Genomic DNA, 20,682 nt, shown 5'->3' with positions numbered 1-20,682 from the left:
GCGCACCAGCCCCCGCACGGCGCACCAGCCACCGCACGGTGGCCGAAAACCGCCGGGCACCCCGCCCGGACGCGCTCTAGGGTCGGGCCATGATGATCAACTCCCTCGCACTGCCCCCGTCCGACGCCGAGGTGGACGCCTGGCTGGCGGTCCTGACCGCCGCCGCGGCCACCGACCTGCCGCAGCTGCCCCCGCCCTCCCGGGTGGAGGTCGCCGGGCGGCTGTGCGTGACGCCGGCGCGCGGCCGGCCCGTGCTGTGGGCGGCCGGCGGGGGCGCGGGCGTGGCCGCCCTGCTGCTGTTCACCGAGGAGGGCAACACGCACACCGCGTTCCTCGACGCCCTGACGGTGCGCCCCGAGGAGCGGCGCCGGGGCATCGGCACCGCCCTGTGGGAGCGGGTCCGCGAGGAACTGCTCGCGCAGGGCCGGACCTCGGTCGCGGCGATGGTCGACCTCGGCGGCCCCGGACAGGCCTTCGCGGAGGCGATGGGCTTCCGGAACGTCCTGCCGATGGCCTGGTACGCGCAGGAGATACCGGCCGCTGCCTCTTCCGCGGGCGACCGGGGCGCCGGGCCGGTGCCGGTCCCGCGGACACCCGGCTACGAACTCCTGACCTGGCACGGCCTCGTCCCCGACGCCTGGGCACCGGCGGCGGCCGCAGCCCACGCGGCCATGGAGGACGCGCCGACCGGGGACATGGACGAGCGGGTCCACACCTGGACGGCCCAGCGCCTGCACACCCTGCAGCAGCTGATCCTCGACCGGGGCGGGGACATCAGCACCGTCGCGGCGGTCACCCCCGAGGGCGAGGTGGCGGCCTACACGGAGATCGTCCTGCCGGATCCCGCCGGCACGAGCGCCCTCCAGTACGACACGGTGGTCACCCCCGCCCACCGCGGGCACGGCCTCGGACGCGCCGTGAAACGCCACATGGTCGCGCAGGCCGCCGCCCGCCACCCGCGGCTGCGCCGCATCGCCACCACGGTGGCGGACGAGAACGGCCCGATGCGGGCGGTGAACGAGGCCCTCGGCTACCGCCGCGAGCGCGGCCTCGGCATCTTCCAGATCAAGCTGTAGCGGAGTCCGGCAGACGGCCGGCCTGCACCGCGGACCGCCCGGCCGCCTGTCCGGCGGTCCGCTGCGCGTCCCAGGTGGCCAGCAGGCGCAGCGCGTCCTCGGACGCCGAGCCCGGCTCCGCGTGGAAGGTCACCAGGGACTGCGTCGGATCGTCGGGGAGCGTCAGCGTCTCGAACGACAGGCGTATCTCGCCCACGAGCGGGTGCCGCAGCAGCTTCACGCCGTGCGTCTTGTCGGCCACCGTGTGCGCCGCCCACAGCCGCCGGAACTCCTCGTTCTTCACCGACAACTCCCCGACCAGCGCCGACAGCCGCTCGTCGTCGGGGTGCTGGCCGGCGTACAGACGCAGGTTGCTGACGACCCAGCACGCCTGGCACTCCCACTCCCCGTACAGCTCCGCGGTCGCCGGATCCAGGAACATCAGCCGGACCAGGTTCCGCTCGGCCGCGGGGAGCGCCCCGAAGTCCCCGAAGACGGCCGCCGCCATCCGGTTCCAGCCGATGACGTCCTGCCGGTGCCCCACGAGGTACGCCGGTACGCCGTCCATGGCGTCCATCAGCGTGCTCAGCGCCGGACGCACCTGCTGGGGCCGCCGGCTCTGGCGGCGCCTGCGCGCCTTCGGCCGTGCCAGGTCCATCAGGTGCGCCCGTTCGGTCCCGTCGAGCCGCAGGGCCCGCGCGATGGCGTCGAGCACCTCCGCCGACACGTTGTGCCCGTCGCGCTGCTCCAGCCGCGTGTAGTACGCGACCGACACCCCCGCCAGCTGGGCCAGTTCTTCCCGGCGCAGGCCCGGCACGCGCCGCCGGCGCCCGTAGTCCGTCAGGCCCACATCCTGCGGGCGCAGCCGTGCGCGGCGGGAACGGAGGAAATCGCCCAGGCACGCGCGCTGATCAAGCTGGTCCATGCCGCCCAGTATCCCGGGGCGCGGTCCCGGCCGGAGGGCGTCAGCCTGACCCCACCAGTAGTAGGTTCGCCGGTCCTGGGAATCGCAGGGGGCTGGGTAAAGACCGCACGGCCGGGCAGCGTGGAGGGCACCGCAGACGCCACCGCTTCGAGGAGCACCCCCATGTCCGTCACCGCCACCACCGCCACTACCGCCACCGACCCGCCCACCCGGGTCGCCGCGTACGCCGCCCCGGCCGCGGGCGCCCCGCTGGAGCGCACGACCGTCCCGCGCCGCCCCGTGGGCCCCCACGACGTCCTCATCGACATCAAGTACGCGGGCATCTGCCACTCCGACATCCACCAGGCGCGCGACGGATGGGGCGAGGGCATCTACCCCATGGTCCCCGGCCACGAGATCGCCGGGATCGTCACCGAAGTCGGCGCGGACGTCACCCGGTTCACCGTCGGGGACCGGGTGGGCGTCGGCTGCATGGTCGACTCCTGCCGTGCCTGCGAGCAGTGCCGCAGCGGCCAGGAGCAGCACTGCTCGCAGGGCATGACCGGCACCTACAACGCCCTGGACCGCAACGGCGAGCCCACCTACGGCGGCTACTCCACCCACCTCGTCGTCGACGAGAACTACACCGTCCGCATCCCCGACGGCCTGGCCCTCGACGAGGCCGCCCCGCTGCTGTGCGCCGGCATCACCCTCTACTCGCCGCTGCGGCACTGGAAGGCGGGCCCGGGCCGCAAGGTCGCCGTCGTCGGCCTCGGGGGCCTCGGCCACATGGGCGTGAAGATGGCGCACGCGATGGGCGCGGAGGTCACCGTGCTGTCGCAGACCCTCCGCAAGGAGGCCGACGGCCGGCGGCTGGGCGCCACCCACTTCCACGCCACGGGTGACGAGAGCACCTTCGAGGAGCTCGCCGGAACCTTCGACCTCGTCCTGTCCACCGTCTCGGCCCCGCTCGGCCTGGACCGGTACCTGGGCCTGCTGAAGGTCGACGGCGCGCTGGTGAACGTGGGCGCACCGGAAGAGCCGGTCTCCCTCAACCTCTTCTCCCTCATCGGCGGCCGCAAGACCCTCGCCGGCTCGATGATCGGCGGAATCGCCGAGACCCAGGAGATGCTGGACTTCTGCGCGGAGCACGGCCTGGGCTCGGACATCGAAGTGATCGACGCCGCCCGCATCAACGAGGCCTACGCCCGCGTCCTCAGGAGCGACGTCCGCTACCGCTTCGTGATCGACACGTCCACGATCTGACCCCGGCCGGCTCCGGGAGGCCGACGGGTCTCCCGGAGCGGGGCGGGCGGGCGTGGGCGGGGGTCACTCGCCGGGGGCCGTGGCCACGCCGATCGGGCAGGAGACGCCCGTGCCGCCGATCCCGCAGTAGCCGCCCGGGTTCTTGTCGAGGTACTGCTGGTGCGGGGCCTCCGCCGGCCAGAAGGGGCGGTCCGCCGCCGGGAGGACGGCCGTGGTGATCGCGCCGTAGCCCGAGGAGGCCAGGACCTGCTGGTACGCCGCGCGGGAGGCCTCCGCCGTCGCCTGCTGGGCGGGGGAGTGGGTGTAGACGGCCGACCGGTACTGGGTGCCGACGTCGTTGCCCTGGCGGAAGCCCTGGGTGGGGTCGTGGGACTCCCAGAACAGCTTCAGCAGGGCCGCGTAGGAGACCTGCGCGGGGTCGAAGACCACGCGGACGACCTCCGTGTGGCCGGTCAGGCCCGAGCACACCTCTTCGTACGTCGGGTTCTCGGTGAAGCCGCCCTGGTAGCCGGCCAGCGTGGTCCACACCCCCGGGGTCTGCCAGAACTTGCGCTCCGCGCCCCAGAAACAGCCCAGGCCGAAGTCGGCGACCTCCAGATGGGCCGGATACGGGCCGGCCAGCGGGTTCCCCAGCACGGTGTGCTTCTCGGGCAGATCGAACAGCGGCTCGGCGCGGCCCGTCAGGGCCTCCTCGCGGGTGGGGAGCTCGGGCGTGCGGCGGTACGAGAACATGGATTCCCTCCTTGTGGGAGTGACAACGCGCGGAGGGCGGCCCGGGATTCCCCGGCCCGCCCTCCGCTCCCGCCGCCGGTCACAGACCCGGCGTCACCTCGCGTACGGCCCAGTCCCGCGCGTGCACGTAGCGGGACTTCGGCCAGTAGTACCAGGGCATCGCCCCGATGTACCCGTCGATGTGGCGGAACTGCTCGACCGCCTCCGCGTCCCGGTCCTGCCAGAACAGCAACCACGCGAGCACGTGCCGCAGCCGGATCGACCGCCAGTCCTGCGGATCGGCCGCCGCCAGGTCCACGAGCGCCGCGTCCACCGCCGCGAGGACCTCCGGCTCCTTGAAGAAGGTCTCCGGCTTCAGGTCCGGCTCGTGCAGCTCCTGCTCGACGTACGCCACCAGCGGCAGCAGCGACAGCAGCTCACCCGCCTCGGCCCCGGCGGCGCACTCGCGCGCGAACGCGAGCGCCAGCTCGTGCGAACCGCGCCACTTCCGGGACCAGTACTGCATGGCGGCCGTGTGGGCCGACAGGTTCTTCGGAGCGCGCTTGACGATCTGCGCCCACAGCTCGCGGTAGTCCTCGTGCGCGTAGCCCAGGCCCTGGCCGATGTTCTGCTCGACCATGTACGGGACCGGGTCCGCCGGGTCCGCCAGCCGCTGCGCCTCCCGCGTCTCCTCCCGTGCCTTGAGCAGCAGCTCGTGGAAGATCCGGAACTGCTCCTGCGTGGTGTGGCCGGCCCGCTGTGAGCCCCGGACGTTCCACGCCACCTGGACGGCCGCGTCGGCGTTCACCAGCGCCGCGGACGGGTCCGCCGGCCTGGCCGCGCGCCAGGCCAGCAGCCAGGCGTCGTCCTCGGCGGCGAGTTCGGACAGGGGGCGCAGGCGCTGCCAGCGCTCCTCCCAGTCCTGCCCCGCCGCGTCGAGATAGGCCGCGGCCGCCTCCCAGTCGCCGGCCGTGACCGCGGCGACGGCGGCCTTCTGCTCGTCCGGGACGGGCCGCGCGTTCTCCGTGTCGAGATCGGCTTCCGGTACGAAGCCCAGCGCGACGACCGCGGCGGCCCGCTGCGCCTTGCGCTCGGCCTCGATGCCGGCCGTCTCGGCGTTCAGGGCCGCGGTCCGTGCCTCCATGACGGAGACCTCCGCCTCCAGCCGCTTCGCCTTGCGGATGTAGTACATGCCGCGCAGGACCTTGAAGGCGCCGAACAGCAGCATGGCGCCGAGGACGTACAGGCCGATCACGGGGCAAGCACCAGCTTTCGCAGGGGTCCGGTGTCGGGCAGGTCGGCGACGGCGGCGTCCAGGGCCAGCCGCAGCTGCTCCTCGAAGCCGTCGGCCGGGTAGTGCAGGGCGGCCGAGTCGGACCAGGACAGCTGCCAGCGGGCGGCGCCGCGGCCCGTCAGCTCCACGGTGACCAGCTGGTTCAGGGCACGCCGGACGACCGGGCGGGCGAACTCGCGGGCGGTGCGGCCCGTGGCTGCCTGCGCCTCCTCCGACTTCGGGAAGCGGTCGGCGATCCGCCAGAGCACCGCCGGGTCCGCGTCGACCTTGTCGAGCAGGGCGGGCAGCCCCGGACCGGCGCCCTCGGCGGCGAAGGTCTCGCGGATCTCCTCCGCGCCCTGGCCGACGTACTGCGTCATGGAGCGGTGGACGAGGTCCTCCCAGTCGACCCGCTGCAGCGCGAGGGCCTCCGGGGTGAGCACGACCTGCTCCAGCGCGGCCAGCGCGGCGCCCGCGTCGGACAGCAGCTCCAGGGCGGGACGGGCGCTCTGCCCGGCCCGGCCGTCGTCGGGCAGGGCCTCGATCCGGGCGACGCGTTCGGCGAGCGGCGGGTGGGAGTCGTACGGGGAGGCGGGCTCGGTGGACAGCTCCCGGCGCAGGCCCTCCAGGTCCTCCGTGCGGGCGTCGAGCAGCTTGCGCAGGCCGCCGAAGACCTCGCCGGGGCGGGGCAGCAGACCGGCGCCGACGCCGAGGGTGGCGTACGAGCTCATGTAGAAGTCGTGCGCGGAATCCAGGGCGTTCAGCTCGCGCAGCGCGGAGGCGGCGGAGTCGCGGCCGGCGACGCGCACCGAGGCGAGGTCGGCGGCGAGTTCCTGGCGGCGGGAGGTGGTGCGGGTGGCGCGCAGGTAGAAGTTGCCGTACGCCGTGTAGATCTTGGCCATGGCGCGGTACGTCGCACCCTCGCCGGCGGTGTCGACGCCCTTGGCGCCCTTGCCCTTGGCGACCCGCTTCTCGTCGCGCTTCTCCTGACGGGCCCGCTCCTTGGCGACCTTCTTGTCGGCCCGCTCGTGGAAGTGGCCGATCGTACGGATCAACTGGGCGCGGCCGCGCGCGATCAGCGGGGTGAGGCGGGTGTCGAAGTTGGCGTAGTGGCCCATCTCGTGGGCGAGCACGGCACGCAACTGCATGTCGTCCAGGCCCGTCATCAGGGGCAGGCCGAGGTAGAGGCGGCGGGTTCCGGGGCGCAGGCCCAGGAGGCGGGCGTCCTCGGCGACGGCCGCGTTCACCTCGTCGATGAGCACGATCTCGTCGGGGGCGCGGGTGCCGACCTGCTGCGCGACCTCACGCACGGTCCGCCACAGCAGGGGCTCCTGCGCCTGGGTGACGGGGATGCCGGCCGGCGGCTCGCCCTTGGGGGTGCGGAGCATGAACAGGCCGCGGACGATCGGCACGGAGAGGACGACGGAGACGATGATGATCTTGCCGGCGAGCGGGCCGTGCAGCCAGGTGACGACGGCGAAGTCGATGCCGACGAGGGCGGCGAGCAGGACGACGCCGAGCAGGTAGAAGCCTGCGAGCAGGACGAGCGCGCGCACGGCGCGCAGAGAAGCGCCCATATGGACAGATCCCCCCACGGGATGAAAGCGGTGCTGAGGTGCGGTGCCGAAGTGCGGTGCCGCGGTGTGGTGCCGGAGCGGGCGGCGGAGGCCGACGGCCGCCACCGCCACGTCGCCGCACGACGCGGCGCGGGCACGCGTCACAGCACCCTACGGGCCGCCCGTCACCGCAGGCCGTGGGGGTACCCGTCAGTAATCCCGGCGTTACCTACGCGTGTCCCCACCCGATCCGACGGGTGGGGACACCGGGGACCTGCGACCGCCCGCTACTGCGGGAGCGTCGCCGGGGAGCCGCCGTTCGCCTCGTAGCCGGCCACCGCCAGCGCCCGGTACACCGCGTACCGCTCCGCAGGGTCCTCCGCCGCAGACCACGGCAGCGCGCCGACGTAGCCGTCCACGTGCCGGACCTGCTCCATCGCCTCCGCCCACCGCTCCATGTTGACCAGGAACAGCAGCAGCAGGTGCCGTACGTGCGCCAGCATCGGGTCGTCCTGCCGCGCCGTGTGCACCGCGTACAGCGCCCCCTCCACCGCCCGCGTCACGGCCTCACCGCGGTAGAAACCGCTGCTCAGGATCACGTCCGGCAGGTTCTCGTACAGCGCGAACAGCGGCAGCGCCGCCAGCAGCGAGCCCTGCGGGGCACGCGCGGCCGCCGCGTGCGAGAAGGCGTCCGCCTTCTCCCGCGAGCCGTGCCACTTCGCGCACCAGTAGTGCAGCGCCGCCAGATGGGCGCCCATGTGCTCCGGCGCCCGGTCGATCACCTTCGCCCACAGCTCGTCGAACTGCGCCTCCGGATACGCCAGCCCCCGCGCGATCGCCAGCTCCGTGATGTACGGGACCGGGTCCCCCGGCGCCAGCAGCGCCGCCTTGCGGCAGGCCTCCCGGGCCTCCTCCAGGATGATGCGGTGGTCCTCGGAACCGACGCCGCCCGAGTGCCGCCACGCCTGCTGCACCAGCAGCTCCGCGTGCACCTGCGCACCGCCCGCGTCCTTGTCCGCCTCCAGCCGCCACGCCTTCAGCCACTGCGCGCCCGTGCCCGGCTGCGCCACGAGCTCCAGCGCCGCCGCGCCACCGAAGGCCTGGACGCGCTGCCAGCGCCGCTCGCCCTCCCGCGGGGTCCCGGCGAGCAGTTGAGAGGCCGCCTGCCACTGACCGGTGCGCCCCACGTTGTCGAGGGCGTCCATCAGGTCCTGGTCGGGGCCGGGGACGCGGATGTCGAGGTCTTCCTGCCGGTCGAATCCGTAGTTCGCCGGGTCGGCGGCGTCCGGGCTGCCCGGTGCGACCAGACGGATGCCACCGCGCCGACGCCGGACGAACGGACCGACGATGAACACGATCATGAGCACCGCGAACAGGAACCACAGAATCTCCATGCCTCCAGCGAACCAGACCGAGGGGGCGGCAGGCCAATAGGGGGGTGCACACCGGGCCTGGGCATAGCATCTGACCATGAGCGACGACAGCCACGAGCACCAGAGCTTCGAGACCCGCGCGATCCACGCGGGCAACACGGCGGACCCGCTGACCGGCGCGGTCGTGCCCCCGATCTACCAGGTCTCCACGTACAAGCAGGACGGCGTCGGCGGGCTGCGCGGCGGCTACGAGTACAGCCGCAGCGCCAACCCGACCCGCACCGCGCTGGAGGAGAACCTCGCGGCGCTGGAGGGCGGTCGGCGCGGCCTCGCCTTCGCGTCCGGACTGGCCGCCGAGGACTGCCTGCTGCGCACGCTGCTCTCCCCGGGCGACCACGTGGTCATCCCCAACGACGCCTACGGCGGCACCTTCCGCCTCTTCGCGAAGGTCGTCTCCCGCTGGGGCGTGGAGTGGTCGGTGGCCGACACCTCCGACGCCGATTCCGTACGGGCCGCACTCACCCCGAAGACGAAGGTCATCTGGGTCGAGACCCCCTCCAACCCGCTGCTCGGCATCACCGACATCGCGATGGTCGCCGACATCGCGCGGACGGCCGGCGCCAAGCTGGTCGTGGACAACACCTTCGCCTCGCCGTACCTCCAGCAGCCCCTGGCGCTGGGCGCGGACGTGGTCGTGCACTCGCTGACCAAGTACATGGGCGGGCACTCCGACGTCGTCGGCGGCGCGCTGGTCACCGCCGACGAGGCGCTGGGCGAGGAGCTGGCCTACCACCAGAACGCGATGGGCGCGGTGGCCGGCCCGTTCGACTCCTGGGTCGTGCTGCGGGGCATCAAGACCCTCGCCGTGCGCATGGACCGGCACGCGGAGAACGCGGCGAAGATCGTCGAGGTGCTCCAGCGGCACCCGAAGGTCACCAAGGTCCTCTACCCGGGCCTGCCCGAGCACCCGGGCCACGAGATCGCCGCCAAGCAGATGCGCAACTTCGGCGGCATGGTCTCCTTCCAGGTCGCCGGCGGCGAGGAGGAGGCCGTCGCGGTCTGCGCCCGCACCAAGATCTTCACCCTGGCCGAGTCCCTGGGCGGCGTCGAGTCCCTCATCGAGCACCCGGGCCGCATGACGCACGCGTCGGTGGCCGGCTCGGCCCTGGAGGTCCCGGCGGACCTGATCCGGGTGTCGGTGGGCATCGAGAACGCCGATGACCTGATCGCGGACCTGACGCAGGCGCTGGGCTGACCCACCGCCGCACCGACCCCCGCCGGGCTTCGCCCGACCCCGGCGGGGCCCGGCCCCCGGCTGCACCGCCCGCTTCAGCCCCGCGGGCCCACCCCGGCATCCACCGAGGCTGAGGTGGCCCCGGCGAGGCCGGGTGGCTCCCGGCGAGGCTGAAACGGCTCGGCCCAGCCGTTGGGCAGGGGGTCACCAGCCTTCCAGGGGCGGGGAGACGCCCGTCGGGGGGCCCGCCCAGGGGCGGGTCAGGGAGGCCCAGACCGCGAAGGCCACCGCCGCGGCGAACAGCACCGCCCAGCCGAACCTCCGCAACGCCCGGCGCCGCCGCAGCAGCCGGTCCCCGCGGGCGGCCGCACCCGCCGCCAGCCCCGTCGGCACCACCGGGTACGGGCCCTCCAGCAGCCGCTTGACCTGGGCTTCCTTCCGGTCCGGGAGACCGCTCACGCCGCCTCCCGGGCCCTCAGCAGGGACACGGCCCGGTTGCAGAGCACCCGGACCCGCTCCACCGGCATCCCGAGCTGCGCCGCCGCGACCTCCTCCGCGACGCCCTCGTAGAGCCGCAGGACCACCACGAGCCGCTCCGGCGGGCTCAGCCGCGCCAGCACCCCGGACCCGCCGTGACGGCGCCGGCAGGCCCGGGCGAAGGCCGCGCACAGTGCGTGGCGGGTGAAGTCGTACGGGTCGTCCGCGCGCAGCCGCCGCCAGTTCGCGTACGTCTGCGCGAGCGCGCCCGCGAGCAGCCGGCGCGCCGACTCGGGTTCGCCGGTCAGCAGCACCGCGACATGCAGGAGACGCCCGGCCGCACCCGCGACGAAGGCCTCGAACTCGCCGTAGGAGCCCGCCTGTTGATCACTCGCCCGCATGTTCACATAGTGCGGCCGGTGGGACCGGTCAGGTCAAGAGGACGGACACAGTCCGCTCAGGAGGCGGGCCCGGCCTCGGCCACGGCCGCCATCAGCTCCGACAGCGACAGGTTGAAGCGGGTCAGCAGCCCGGTGAAGGACTCGCGCTCGTCCTCGCTCCAGCCGTCCGTCACCCGGGCCATGAGCTCGCGCCGCGAGGACCGCACCTCCTCCAGCCGCGCCAGCCCCCGCGGGGACAGGGCGAGGACCACGGCCCGCCCGTCCTCGGGGTGCGAGGTCCGCTTGACCAGACCGCCGTCGACCAGGGGAGCGACCTGCCGGGTCACCGTCGAGGAGTCGATGCCCATGCCTCCGGCGAGCGCCTTGACGCCCATCGGGCCTTCCAGGTCCAGCCGGTTGAGCAGCAGGTAGGCGGCGCGGTCCATCGAGTTGCGGGCCTGGCCCACGCCGCCCAGACGGGTCTGCTCGGCGCGGCGGGCGAACACCGCCACCTGGTGCTGGAGCGCGTCGAGGAGACCGGCTCCGGCAGGCGCGTCGGCCGGCACGGGCAGATCGGAATTGGCCGGGGAGGAAGGCATGGCCGTGGGCTCTCTTCGCGTGGGTCCGACAAGGATGGGGGACAGAGTACGCGGCCCTGCGGCGGCTCGTACGCCTCGTACGAGAACTGATACGGCCCGTACAGTCGGCCACCCCGGGGCCGTCCCGGATGGCAAGATTTCGCCCCTCCCCGCCCGCCTCCGCGCCCGCCTCCCCGCCCGTACGCCCGCCGCGCTTCCCCGCCCGTACGCCCGCCGCACCTCCCGGCCCGCACCCGGTCCGCGCCCGCCCCGCGCCCGCCCCGCGCCCGGCCCTCCCGACGGCCCGCGCGGACGCTCCGGGCCCGGTTCCGCGCGGGCTGCGAGACTGACGGCATGAACTACCGTGTGCCCCAGCCCGTCCCGCAGGTCATCCTCGACGACGTACGGGGGGCCCAGAAGATGCTCTCCGGCGTCTCCCGGGTCACGCCGATGGAAGGCAGCAGGCACCTCTCCGCACTCACCGGCTCGCCGGTCCACTTCAAGTGCGAGAACCTCCAGCGCACCGGATCCTTCAAGCTGCGCGGCGCCTACGTCCGCATCGCGGGCCTGCGCCCCGAGCAGCGCGCCGCCGGCGTCGTGGCCGCCAGCGCCGGCAACCACGCCCAGGGCGTGGCCCTCGCCTCCTCGCTCCTCGGGGTCCGCTCCACCGTGTTCATGCCGGTGGGTGCGCCGCTGCCGAAGGTCGCCGCGACCCAGGAGTACGGGGCCGACGTACGCCTGCACGGGCAGGTCGTCGACGAGACCTTCCTCGCCGCCCAGGAGTACGCGGACCGCACCGGCGCGGTGTTCATCCACCCCTTCGACCACCGGGACGTCATCGCCGGCCAGGGCACGGTCGGCCTGGAGATCCTGGAGCAGTGCCCGGAGGTGCGCACCATCCTCGTCGGCATCGGCGGCGGCGGTCTCGCCGCCGGTGTCGCGGTCGCGGTGAAGGCCCTGCGGCCCGACGTACGGGTCGTCGGCGTGCAGGCGGCCGGTGCGGCCGCCTACCCGCCCTCCCTCAAGGCCGGCCACCCGGTGTCGATCGACGACCCGAACACCATGGCCGACGGCATCAAGGTCGGGCGGCCCGGCGACGTCCCGTTCCGGATCATCGGCGAACTCCTCGACGACGTGCGCACGGTCTCCGAGGACGCCCTCTCCAGCGCCCTGCTGCTCTGCCTGGAACGGGCGAAACTCGTCGTCGAGCCCGCCGGGTGCAGTACGGTGGCGGCCCTGCTCAGCGAGCCCGAGCTGTACGGGTCGGGCCCGGTGGTGGCCGTGCTGTCCGGTGGGAACGTCGACCCGCTCCTGCTCCAGCGGATCCTGCGGCACGGAATGGCGGCGGCGGGCCGGTACCTGTCGCTGCGGCTGCGCGTGGCCGACCGGCCCGGGGCCCTCGCCGGACTCCTGGGGGTGCTGTCGGTGGTCGACGCGAACGTGCTGGACGTGAGTCACGTCCGGACCGACCCGATGCTGGGGCTGACGGAGGTGGAGGTGGAGCTGCACCTGGAGACCAAGGGACCCGAGCACTGCGCGGAGGTCGCACGGACGCTGCACGCCGCGGGGTACAAGGTCACGGGCTGACCCGCGCGGGGTCCGTCCCCGCCGTCCGCGCGCCGCAGTCCCCGCGCCGCCGTCCACCCCTCGTCAGGCCGAGCGGGACCCGCCCGCCGCCCATAGGATTTGCGCATATATGCCCTGAAAAACGTGACCCCACCGGCCCTCTTCACCCGAGGAGCATCCGTATGCCAGGCGCAATCCACGCCGAGGGTCTGGTCAAGACCTTCGGCGACGTACGGGCACTGGACGGCGTCGACCTCGACGTCCCGGAAGGCACCGTCCTGGGTCTGCTCGGACCCAACGGCGCGGGCAAGACCACGACCGTCCGCGTCCTGACCACCCTGCTGCGGCCCGACAGCGGCAGGGCCGCCGTCGCCGGCATCGACGTCCTGCGGCACCCCAACGAGGTGCGGCGCGCCATCGGCCTCTCGGGCCAGTTCGCGGCCGTCGACGAGTACCTCACCGGCCGCGAGAACCTCCAGATGGTCGGCCAGCTCTACCAGATGCGGGCCAGGGCCGCCAAGGCACGGGCCGTCGAACTCCTCGACCGCTTCAACCTCGCCGACGCCGCCGACCGCCCCGCCAAGACGTATTCCGGCGGCATGCGCAGGCGCCTGGACCTCGCGGCCGCGCTCGTCGTCAGCCCGCCCGTCATGTTCATGGACGAGCCCACCACGGGACTCGACCCCCGCAACCGCCAGCAGCTGTGGGGCATCATCAAGGAACTGGTCGCCGGCGGCACGACCCTGCTGCTGACCACCCAGTACCTGGAGGAGGCCGACCACCTCGCGGACGACATCTGCGTGGTCGACCACGGCAAGGTCATCGCCCGCGGCACCTCCGACCAGCTCAAGGCCCGCACCGGCGGCGAGCGCGTCGAGGTCGTCGTCCACGAACGCGGCCACATCGCCACCGCCCGGGACGTGCTCGCCGGCTTCGGCAAGGGCGAGACCGCGGTCGAGGAGCACACCCGCAAACTGACCGTGCCGGTGGCCGGCGGCGCCAAGCTGCTCGCCGAGGTCATCCGCGAACTCGACGCCCGCGGCATCGAGATCGACGACATCGGCCTGCGCCGCCCCACCCTGGACGACGTGTTCATCTCCCTGACCGGCCACGCGGCGCAGCGGGCGGCGGACGAGGAGAACGGCGCCGGCGGCGACGGCCCGGCCGGGGCCGAGCCCAAGGGCCGTAGGGCGGCCCGGAAGGAGACGGCGAAGTGACCCTCACCTCCCCGACCCCGGACCTCGCGGCACCGCGCCCGCGCGGCGGACCGGCCCAGGGCATCAGCGACTCCCTGGTGATCGCCAAGCGCAACCTGATCCGGATGTCACGGATCCCCGAAATGATCATCTTCGGCGTGATCCAGCCGGTCATGTTCGTCGTGCTCTTCAGCTACGTCTTCGGCGGCTCCATCAGCGTCGGCGGCAGCACCTCGCCCGCCGCCTACCGCGAGTTCCTGATGGCCGGCATCTTCGCCCAGACCGTCACCTTCGCCACCGCCGGCGCCGGCGCGGGCATCGCCGACGACATGCACAAGGGCCTCATCGACCGCTTCCGCTCCCTGCCCATGGCCCGCGGAGCCGTCCTCACCGGCCGCACCCTCGCCGATCTCGTCCAGACCTCGCTCACCCTGGTCGTCCTGGCCGTCGTGGCCCTCCTCGTCGGCTGGCGCACCCACACGAGCCCCGGCGAGGTGCTCGCCGGCTTCGGCCTGCTGCTCCTGCTCGGCTACGCCTTCTCCTGGATCGGCGCCCTCATCGGCCTGTCGGTGCGCACCCCCGAGGCGGCCACCTCCGGCGGACTGATCTGGCTCTTCCCGCTGACCTTCATCTCCAACGCGTTCGTCCCCTCCGAGAACATGCCGCCGTTCCTGCGCACCATCGCGGAGTGGAACCCCTTCAGCGCCACCGTCCAGGCGTGTCGCGAGCTCTTCGGGAACCTGCCGCCCGGCTATCCGGTCCCGGACGCCTGGCCCATGCAGCACCCGGTGGTCGCGTCCGTCCTGTGGTCGGTGCTGATCATCGTGGTCTTCCGGACGCTCTCGGTCCGCAAGTACCGCTCGGCGACCGCGTAGGCCGCCCTCCCGCCCCCGCGGGGGCCCGTACCGCACGTACCGCACGTGCCGCCCGTACCGCCCGTACCGCCCGTACACGCGTGATGCCCGGCCGGAGGACCGGCCGGGCATCACGTGCGGAATCGGGGTGGACCGAAGCGGTCCCGTCGACAGGCCGACCCGACCGGCCGACGGCCGGGGGTGATCAGCCGGTGAAGGGCTTGACGTCCAGGATCTTGACCGAGGCCTTCTTGCCGTTCGGCAGCTCGTACTCGGCGTCCTCACCGATCGACTTGCCCATGACGCCCGTACCCAGCGGTGACTGCGGGGAGTAGGTCTCGAAGTCGCCGGACGCGTACTCGCGCGACGCCAGCAGGAACTCCATCGTGTCGTCCTCGTCGCCGTCGAAGGCGATCTTCACGAGGGTGCCCGGTGCCACCACGCCGTCGGACGCCGGAGCGGTCCCGACCTTGGCGTTCTCCAGGAGCTGGGTGAGCTGGCGGACCCGGAGCTCCTGCTTGCCCTGCTCCTCCTTGGCCGCGTGGTACCCGCCGTTCTCGCGCAGGTCGCCCTCCTCGCGGGCGGCTGCGATCTTCGCGGCGATCTCCGTGCGGGCGGGACCAGAGAGGTAGTCCAGCTCCGCCTTCAGCTGGTCGTACGCCGCCTGGGTCAGCCAGGTGACGCTCTCGCTCGTCTGGGTCACGGGTGCTCCTCGTCGGTACAGGGGACTACACGCCCGCCAGCGGCGGGCGAAACCACGAGCCTAACAATTCGGGAAGAAAAGGGGGAGGACCCCAGAGGTCCATTGCCCCGCGGGGCGCGCTCCGAAGCCCCCGGTCCGGCGCGGCGGGGGAGGGCCCGCGCAGTGCCCCCGGCGGTGCGGGGCCTCAGCCCGCGGCGGCCGCGGGCTGGCAGCCGACCAGCTCGATCATGGTGGCGCGACCGGTGGTCCTCAGCGAGACGACCTCGTCGACCCGCGAGGCGGACTGGGAGAAGGTGAAGTCACCGCGGCCCACCTCGGCGTGCTGCTCGTCCTGCGAGACCATGGTGCAGACCCCGGTGACGCCCGCGTCCTTGCGCACCTCCAGGTGGACCTTCACCTCGGTGTCCGACACCACCTGGAACTTGATCACTTCGGCGCTCACGCTCCGCCCGGCGACGTAGTCCCAGCCGATCCAGCCGATCACGCCCAGCAGCACGGCACCCAGCGCCGCACCGATGATCTTGAGCTTCCGGTCCGTACGCTCGTCCGCCGACCGGCCGTACCGGCCCTCGGGCAGTCCCTCGCGCACCGCGCTCATGATCTTTTCCTCTCGCTGGGGCGGGTGGGTCACCGGGTCACCCCTGGAATTTTCCGTCCCCCAGTTCGGTCACTATAGAAGCCGAGTATCGCGCCGAATCGCAGAGGATCCTGTTTTGACCGAGCAGCTTCGACTGATGGCCGTCCACGCCCACCCCGACGACGAGTCGAGCAAGGGCGCGGCCACCATGGCCAAGTACGTGTCCGAGGGGGTCCCCGTGATGGTCGTCACCTGCACGGGCGGCGAGCGGGGCTCCGTACTGAACCCCAAGCTCCAGGGCGACAAGTACATCGAGGAGAACATCCACGAGGTGCGCGCCAAGGAGATGGAGGAAGCCCGGCAGATCCTCGGCGTCCAGCAGGAATGGCTCGGCTACGTCGACTCCGGCCTCCCCGAGGGCGACCCGCTGCCCCCGCTCCCCGACGGCTGCTTCGCCCTCGCGGACGTCGACGAGGCCGCCGGCGAGCTGGTCAAGAAGATCCGCGCGTTCAAGCCGCAGGTCGTCACCACGTACGACGAGAACGGCGGCTACCCGCACCCCGACCACATCATGACCCACCGGATCTCGATGGTGGCCTTCGACGGCGCGGCCGACACCCGGAAGTACCCCGAAGCCGAGTACGGCCCCGCCCACCAGCCGCAGAAGCTGTACTACAACCAGGGCTTCAACAAGCCGCGCACCATCGCCCTGCACGAGGCGATGCTCTCGCGCGGTCTGGAGTCCCCCTACGGCGAGTGGCTGGAGCGGTGGAAGGAGTTCGAGCGCAAGGAGCGGACCCTGACCACCCACGTCCCCTGCGCGGACTACTTCGAGATCCGTGACAAGGCCCTCCTCGCGCACGCCACGCAGATCGACCCGGACGGCGGCTGGTTCCGCGTGCCCATGGAGGTCCAGAAGGAGGTCTGGCCCACCGAGGAGTACGAGCTGGCGAAGTCCCTCGTCGACACCTCCCTCCCCGAGTCCGACCTCTTCGCGGGCATCCGGGAGAATGCCTAGCCATGAGCGCTACGCAGGCAGCACTGACCCAGCTCCTCCCCCTGGCGGGTGACACCTTCGACAAGAACAAGGTGACCCCCGGAATCCTGGGCTTCATCGTGTTCGCGGCCCTCGCGATCGGCGTGTGGGCCCTGATGAAGTCCATGAACCGGCACATGGGCCGGGTGGACTTCGAAGAAGCCCCGGACCCGACCGCCCCGGCCCCCACCCCGAAGCCGACGAACTAGCTCCCGGCCCAGACCCGGCCCCGGCCCCGGTCCGGGGGAGGGCAGGGCCCGGCTCCGGCCCGGCCCCGGACCAGGCCCGGCCCCGGACCAGGCCCGGGGGCAGGCGGCCCGGCCCGGGCGGACACCGGCCGTGGCCCCGCCGCGCCGTGCCCCGCGCGCCGGGGGCGGTGGCTTCCGCCCCGGCCGGAGACCTGCGGTCCCGCCGGCCCCGGGGCCGTGCGGGCCGCGCACCACCGGCCCGGCCCGGGCGCACCCCGCCCCGCGCGCCGTACCCCGCCCGGCCGGGCGGGGTCACGAGTGCGGGACGCCCATGACCTCCCGTGCGTGCAGGTCCGGGACCAGGCCCAGGCGCCAGGCCTGCCAGCCCTCGGCCGGGTCCACGCCCCGGCCGAGGATCACCCCGTACGTCTCCAGGCAGTCGTCCAGCCGCCCGTCACGCGCCGGATGCCGAGCCTCCACCAGCCGCGCCAGCTCCGCCCGCGCCTCCTCCGGCACCCCCGGGCCCGCCAGCCCCACGTACGGCAGCAGCGTGACCCGCAGGAAGCGCGCCCAGTCCTCCCCGCGCCGGTCCCCGTACGAGACGAACAGCCGCACCGCCTCCTCGCACAGCCCCAGCGCCTGCGACAGCCGCCCGTTGCCCGCGTCGACCACCGACAGCTCCAGACACGTCCACGCCTCACCGTGCGCCAGCCCGATCCGCTGGAAATCCGCCCGCGCGTCCACCAGCAGCTGCCGCGCGAAACCCGAGTTCTTCAGGTTCCCCGTCTGAGCCGCCCGCTGGTCCCGCGTCACCCGGCCCGAATGGTGCCGGGCGTGCGCCAGCCCGTACACGTCCCGCATCCGCGAGAACATCGTCCGCGCCCGCTCCAGCTCCCGCACCGCCCGGTCCCGCTCCCCGCCCACCTCCAGCGCCTGCCCCAGGTAGTACTGCGTCCACGCCTCACCGCGCGCGTCCTCCGCCTCCCGGTGCCGGGCGAGGGCCTCCCGCAACCGCGCCACCGCCGGACCCGGATCCCCGTCCACCACGCGTGCCCGGCCCAGCTGCGTCAGTGCCCATGCCTCGCCGCGGTCGTCCCGGGTCCGCCCGTACAGCTGCAGCGCCAGCTCCAGCTCCTTCTCCGCCCGCTCCACCTCACCGAACCGCAGGTGCACCTGCCCCAGCTGGAAGTGCGCCCACGCCTCCCCGTGCACGCTCTCGCTCTCCCGGTGCAGCGCCAGCGAGGTCTCCAGCAGCCGCGTCGCCTCCGCCAGGTGCCCCCGGTCCCGCTCCACCGCCGCCAGCGCGTGCAGCCCCCACGCCCGGTCACCCGCCAGCTCCGCCGGCTCCTGCAACGCCAGCGCCTCCCGGATCCGCACCGCTGCCTCCGGCAGGTTCCCCTGGTGGTGCAGCGTGATCCCGAGCGACACCAGCGCCATCGCCGCCCCCGCCTCCTGGCGGGCCTCCATGTACTGGTCCACCACCGACGTCAGCGTCGTGCGGGCCTTGTCCAGCTCACCCAGCTGCCGCGCCGCGATACCCGTACGCCACTGCACCGACCGCATCAGCCGGCCCTGCTGGCCCGCCCCGCCCGGCCGGCCCGCGGCCACCGCCTGCGTCAGCTCGTCGATCTCACCCAGCCGGTACAGGTCGCCGCGCAGCAGACAGAAATCGCACAACGCCCCCAGCAGGTCCAGCACCGCCTGCTGGTCCACCCCCTCCGAGTGCCGCAGGGCCGCCGTGATGAAGCTCGACTCGTCGTCCAGCCACCGCAGCGCCGCGTCCAGCGACACGAAACCGTGCCCCCCGAACTGGTTCGCCCGCGTCGACATCTTCCCGTCGACCATCCGGATCACCGAGTCCGCGAGCTGCGCGTAGTCCCGGATCAACCGCTCGTGCGCCGCCACCGCCTGCGCCCGGTCCTCGTCCGCCGCCAGCCGGGCCGCCGCGTACGCCCGCACCGCGTCATGCATCCGGAAGCGCTGCCCCCGGACCCGCTCGATCAGACCCGCCTCCCACAACTCCTCCAGCGTGCGCAGCGCCGCCTGCTCCGGTACCCCGGCCAGCGCGGCCGCGGCCGCACCGCCCAGCGAGGCCCGCCCCGCCAGCGGCAACCGCCGCAGCAGCAGCCGGGCCGGCTCGGCCAGCCGCGCGTCCGCGGTCCGCAGCGCCGCCTCCACCGGATGCACCCCGTCCGCCGGGCCCGCGCCGACGGGAGCGACGGCGCCGCCGCGCACCAGCGGAGCCAGCATCCGCAGCGCGAGCGGCAGCCCACCGCCCACCTCCACCACCGACGCCACGCCCGCCGCGACCCGCTCGGCGCCCGCGCCCCCGTCGTCGGCCGCGGCCCCCTCACCGGCCGGCACCTCCGGCGCCACCGCCCGTACCAGCTCCGCCGACTCGTCCGCGTCCAGCCGCCCCACCGGCAGCTGGTGGACCCACGCCGCCACGTCCCCGGGCAACTCCAACGGCTCCCGCGCCGTCACCAGCACCAGACTCTCCGAACGCTCCGGCACCAGCGTCCGCACCTGCGTCGCATCCACCGCGTCGTCCAGGAGAACCGTCACCGGCAACCCCCGCAGATGCTGGTGGTACAGCTCGCCCAGCCGCCGCACCTGCTGCTCCGCGGACGCACCCTCCCGGAACAGCAACTGCTCGCGCGGCGCACCCAGCCGGTTCATCAGGTGCAGCAGCGCCTCCCGCGTCGACAACGGCGCCTCACCGGGCTCACCGCTCGGGGAACCACCCCGCATGTCCACCACGCACGCACCCCGGAACTGGTCCCGCAACGCGTGCGCCGCCCGCAGCGCCAACGCGGTCCGTCCCACCCCCGGCTCCCCGTGCAGCACCACCACCACCGGCCGGGTCTCCGTACTCGCCCGGGCCGCCTGGACCCACTGCGCGATCCGCGTCAGCTCCGACCGGCGGCCCGCGAAGCGATCCGCCACGTCCGGCAACTGTCCGAAGGACTGCTCCAGCGCACTGCGCCGCCGTGCCTCCGCACTGCGGTCCACCCCGCGCAGGCCCCCCGCAGCCACCCGCACCGGCGACACGGCCACCGGCCGCGGCACCCGGGCCGCCACCGCCACCGCACGCTGCTGCTCCAGGAACGGACGTATCCCGCGCACCTCCAGCGCCGACAGCCACTGCAGCTTCAGCTGCTCCGCCCCGCCGGGCCGCCCCAGCTCCCCCGCCCGCCGGTTCGCCGCCGGCACGTGCAGGGCCGTCACCCTCGCCACCGTCGCCACCGCCCCGGCGATCCCCACGACCGCACCCGCCGTCAGCGCCGTGCCCGCCGCGACCCCCAGCGACAGGTCCGCCCCGACGGCCGCCGCCGCCGCGACCGCCGTCACCAGCGCCGCCGTCGAGGTGTCGCCCCGCCGGAAGGCCTCACCCAGCGACTGCTCACCGGCCGCCGCCTCGTCGAGCGCCCGCACGTACGCCTCGTACTCGGGCGCCGCGCTCGCGGCGAGCGAGTCCAGGGCCTCCCGGCCGCGCGCCAGCAGCGCGGCCCCGTCCACCGCCCCGCCCGCGCCGTCCCCCGCGCCCGCCCCTCGCCGGACCGCCTCGTCCACAGCCCGCTCCAACAGGCGCTCGGCCTCACCGCGATGGCTGTCCCGCATCGGCATCCCCCTCAGAGAGCTCCGGCAACGTGCCACAAGTGTCCTGCGGTACACCGCCGTTCGCGAGGGAATCTGAGCTAGTTCAGAGGGAAGCGGTCACTCGTTCATACAGTCGGGTCGCAAACCGTCAACTC

19 protein-coding genes are annotated in these 20,682 nt (G+C 73.7%); 8 read left to right on the top strand and 11 right to left on the bottom strand.

What is annotated here, in order from left to right; all coding sequences use genetic code 11:
- Positions 1-89: 89 nt before the first annotated feature.
- Entirely contained in the window at positions 90-1,076 is a 987-nt protein-coding gene (locus AC2RP6_RS16350) for a GNAT family N-acetyltransferase (protein ID WP_486446882.1), read from the top strand.
- On the opposite strand, the gene AC2RP6_RS16345 is transcribed toward AC2RP6_RS16350, so the two are convergent.
- Positions 1,066-1,980, bottom strand: a complete 915-nt coding sequence (locus AC2RP6_RS16345) for a helix-turn-helix transcriptional regulator (RefSeq protein ID WP_486446881.1) — start codon at positions 1,978-1,980, stop codon at positions 1,066-1,068. The genes AC2RP6_RS16350 and AC2RP6_RS16345 overlap by 11 nt on opposite strands.
- 162 nt (positions 1,981-2,142) lie before the next feature.
- Here AC2RP6_RS16345 and AC2RP6_RS16340 point away from each other — a divergent pair, with 162 nt between their 5' ends.
- Complete coding sequence (locus AC2RP6_RS16340; RefSeq protein ID WP_486446880.1) at positions 2,143-3,225, top strand: NAD(P)-dependent alcohol dehydrogenase; 1,083 nt, start codon at positions 2,143-2,145, stop codon at positions 3,223-3,225.
- 63 nt (positions 3,226-3,288) lie between these two features.
- On the opposite strand, the gene msrA is transcribed toward AC2RP6_RS16340, so the two are convergent.
- From msrA to AC2RP6_RS16320, 4 genes are all read right to left on the bottom strand, one after another.
- Positions 3,289-3,957 carry a peptide-methionine (S)-S-oxide reductase MsrA gene (gene msrA, locus AC2RP6_RS16335; RefSeq protein ID WP_486446879.1) on the bottom strand — a complete coding sequence of 223 codons (669 nt, stop codon included), beginning with the start codon at positions 3,955-3,957 and terminating at the stop codon, positions 3,289-3,291.
- A 79-nt stretch (positions 3,958-4,036) separates the two neighbouring features.
- The gene (locus tag AC2RP6_RS16330; RefSeq protein WP_486446878.1) at positions 4,037-5,191 is read right to left on the bottom strand and encodes a hypothetical protein; all 1,155 of its coding nucleotides are present in this window, start codon (positions 5,189-5,191) and stop codon (positions 4,037-4,039) included.
- The gene (locus tag AC2RP6_RS16325) at positions 5,188-6,786 is read right to left on the bottom strand and encodes a M48 family metallopeptidase (RefSeq protein ID WP_486446877.1); all 1,599 of its coding nucleotides are present in this window, start codon (positions 6,784-6,786) and stop codon (positions 5,188-5,190) included. Before AC2RP6_RS16325 ends, AC2RP6_RS16330 begins: the two co-directional genes overlap by 4 nt.
- Positions 6,787-7,052: 266 nt before the next feature.
- Positions 7,053-8,159, bottom strand: a complete 1,107-nt coding sequence (locus AC2RP6_RS16320; protein WP_486446876.1) for a hypothetical protein — start codon at positions 8,157-8,159, stop codon at positions 7,053-7,055.
- A 76-nt stretch (positions 8,160-8,235) separates the two neighbouring features.
- Here AC2RP6_RS16320 and AC2RP6_RS16315 point away from each other — a divergent pair, with 76 nt between their 5' ends.
- The gene (locus AC2RP6_RS16315; protein WP_486446875.1) at positions 8,236-9,393 is read left to right on the top strand and encodes a cystathionine gamma-synthase; all 1,158 of its coding nucleotides are present in this window, start codon (positions 8,236-8,238) and stop codon (positions 9,391-9,393) included.
- Positions 9,394-9,576: 183 nt separating this feature from the next.
- Here AC2RP6_RS16315 and AC2RP6_RS16310 read toward each other — a convergent pair whose 3' ends face one another.
- The 3 genes from AC2RP6_RS16310 to AC2RP6_RS16300 are packed head-to-tail and all read right to left on the bottom strand — an operon-like array spanning position 9,577 to position 10,828.
- The gene (locus AC2RP6_RS16310) at positions 9,577-9,831 is read right to left on the bottom strand and encodes a hypothetical protein (RefSeq protein WP_486446874.1); all 255 of its coding nucleotides are present in this window, start codon (positions 9,829-9,831) and stop codon (positions 9,577-9,579) included.
- Complete coding sequence (locus AC2RP6_RS16305) at positions 9,828-10,250, bottom strand: sigma factor-like helix-turn-helix DNA-binding protein (protein ID WP_486446873.1); 423 nt, start codon at positions 10,248-10,250, stop codon at positions 9,828-9,830. Before AC2RP6_RS16305 ends, AC2RP6_RS16310 begins: the two co-directional genes overlap by 4 nt.
- Before the next feature lie 56 nt (positions 10,251-10,306).
- Positions 10,307-10,828: a MarR family winged helix-turn-helix transcriptional regulator gene (locus AC2RP6_RS16300; protein ID WP_486446872.1), complete on the bottom strand. Its 522-nt coding sequence runs from the start codon at positions 10,826-10,828 to the stop codon at positions 10,307-10,309.
- A gap of 333 nt (positions 10,829-11,161) precedes the next feature.
- Between AC2RP6_RS16300 and ilvA the strand changes: the two genes are divergently transcribed.
- The 3 genes from ilvA to AC2RP6_RS16285 all read left to right on the top strand — a co-directional run bounded on the left by ilvA (position 11,162) and on the right by AC2RP6_RS16285 (position 14,444).
- Entirely contained in the window at positions 11,162-12,394 is a 1,233-nt protein-coding gene (gene ilvA / locus AC2RP6_RS16295; protein ID WP_486446871.1) for a threonine ammonia-lyase, read from the top strand.
- 161 nt (positions 12,395-12,555) lie between these two features.
- On the top strand, positions 12,556-13,590 hold the full coding sequence (locus tag AC2RP6_RS16290; RefSeq protein ID WP_486446870.1) for an ATP-binding cassette domain-containing protein: 1,035 nt from the start codon (positions 12,556-12,558) through the stop codon (positions 13,588-13,590).
- Positions 13,587-14,444 (top strand): ABC transporter permease, encoded by an 858-nt coding sequence (locus tag AC2RP6_RS16285; protein WP_486446869.1) that lies wholly within the window; start codon positions 13,587-13,589, stop codon positions 14,442-14,444. Before AC2RP6_RS16290 ends, AC2RP6_RS16285 begins: the two co-directional genes overlap by 4 nt.
- A 184-nt stretch (positions 14,445-14,628) precedes the next feature.
- Here the strand turns inward: AC2RP6_RS16285 and greA are convergent, their stop codons facing one another.
- Complete coding sequence (gene greA / locus AC2RP6_RS16280; protein WP_030823019.1) at positions 14,629-15,126, bottom strand: transcription elongation factor GreA; 498 nt, start codon at positions 15,124-15,126, stop codon at positions 14,629-14,631.
- A gap of 184 nt (positions 15,127-15,310) precedes the next feature.
- Complete coding sequence (locus AC2RP6_RS16275; protein WP_486446868.1) at positions 15,311-15,724, bottom strand: DUF4307 domain-containing protein; 414 nt, start codon at positions 15,722-15,724, stop codon at positions 15,311-15,313.
- 115 nt (positions 15,725-15,839) lie between these two features.
- On the opposite strand from AC2RP6_RS16275, the gene mca reads away from it, so the two are divergent.
- Together mca and AC2RP6_RS16265 are read left to right on the top strand one after the other, a co-directional pair.
- The gene (gene mca / locus AC2RP6_RS16270) at positions 15,840-16,721 is read left to right on the top strand and encodes a mycothiol conjugate amidase Mca (protein WP_486446867.1); all 882 of its coding nucleotides are present in this window, start codon (positions 15,840-15,842) and stop codon (positions 16,719-16,721) included.
- Between the two features lie 2 nt (positions 16,722-16,723).
- A complete protein-coding gene (locus tag AC2RP6_RS16265; RefSeq protein ID WP_486446866.1) occupies positions 16,724-16,948 on the top strand; it encodes a hypothetical protein in 225 nt (74 codons plus the stop codon).
- A 291-nt stretch (positions 16,949-17,239) separates the two neighbouring features.
- Here AC2RP6_RS16265 and AC2RP6_RS16260 read toward each other — a convergent pair whose 3' ends face one another.
- The gene (locus AC2RP6_RS16260) at positions 17,240-20,548 is read right to left on the bottom strand and encodes a tetratricopeptide repeat protein (protein WP_486446865.1); all 3,309 of its coding nucleotides are present in this window, start codon (positions 20,546-20,548) and stop codon (positions 17,240-17,242) included.
- Between the last annotated feature and the right edge of the window lie 134 nt (positions 20,549-20,682).

This window comes from Streptomyces sp. WAC03905 (genome assembly GCF_057371075.1).
The sequence above is the reverse complement of the archived record's forward strand: the minus strand, read 5'-3'. Positions and strand labels throughout refer to the sequence as shown.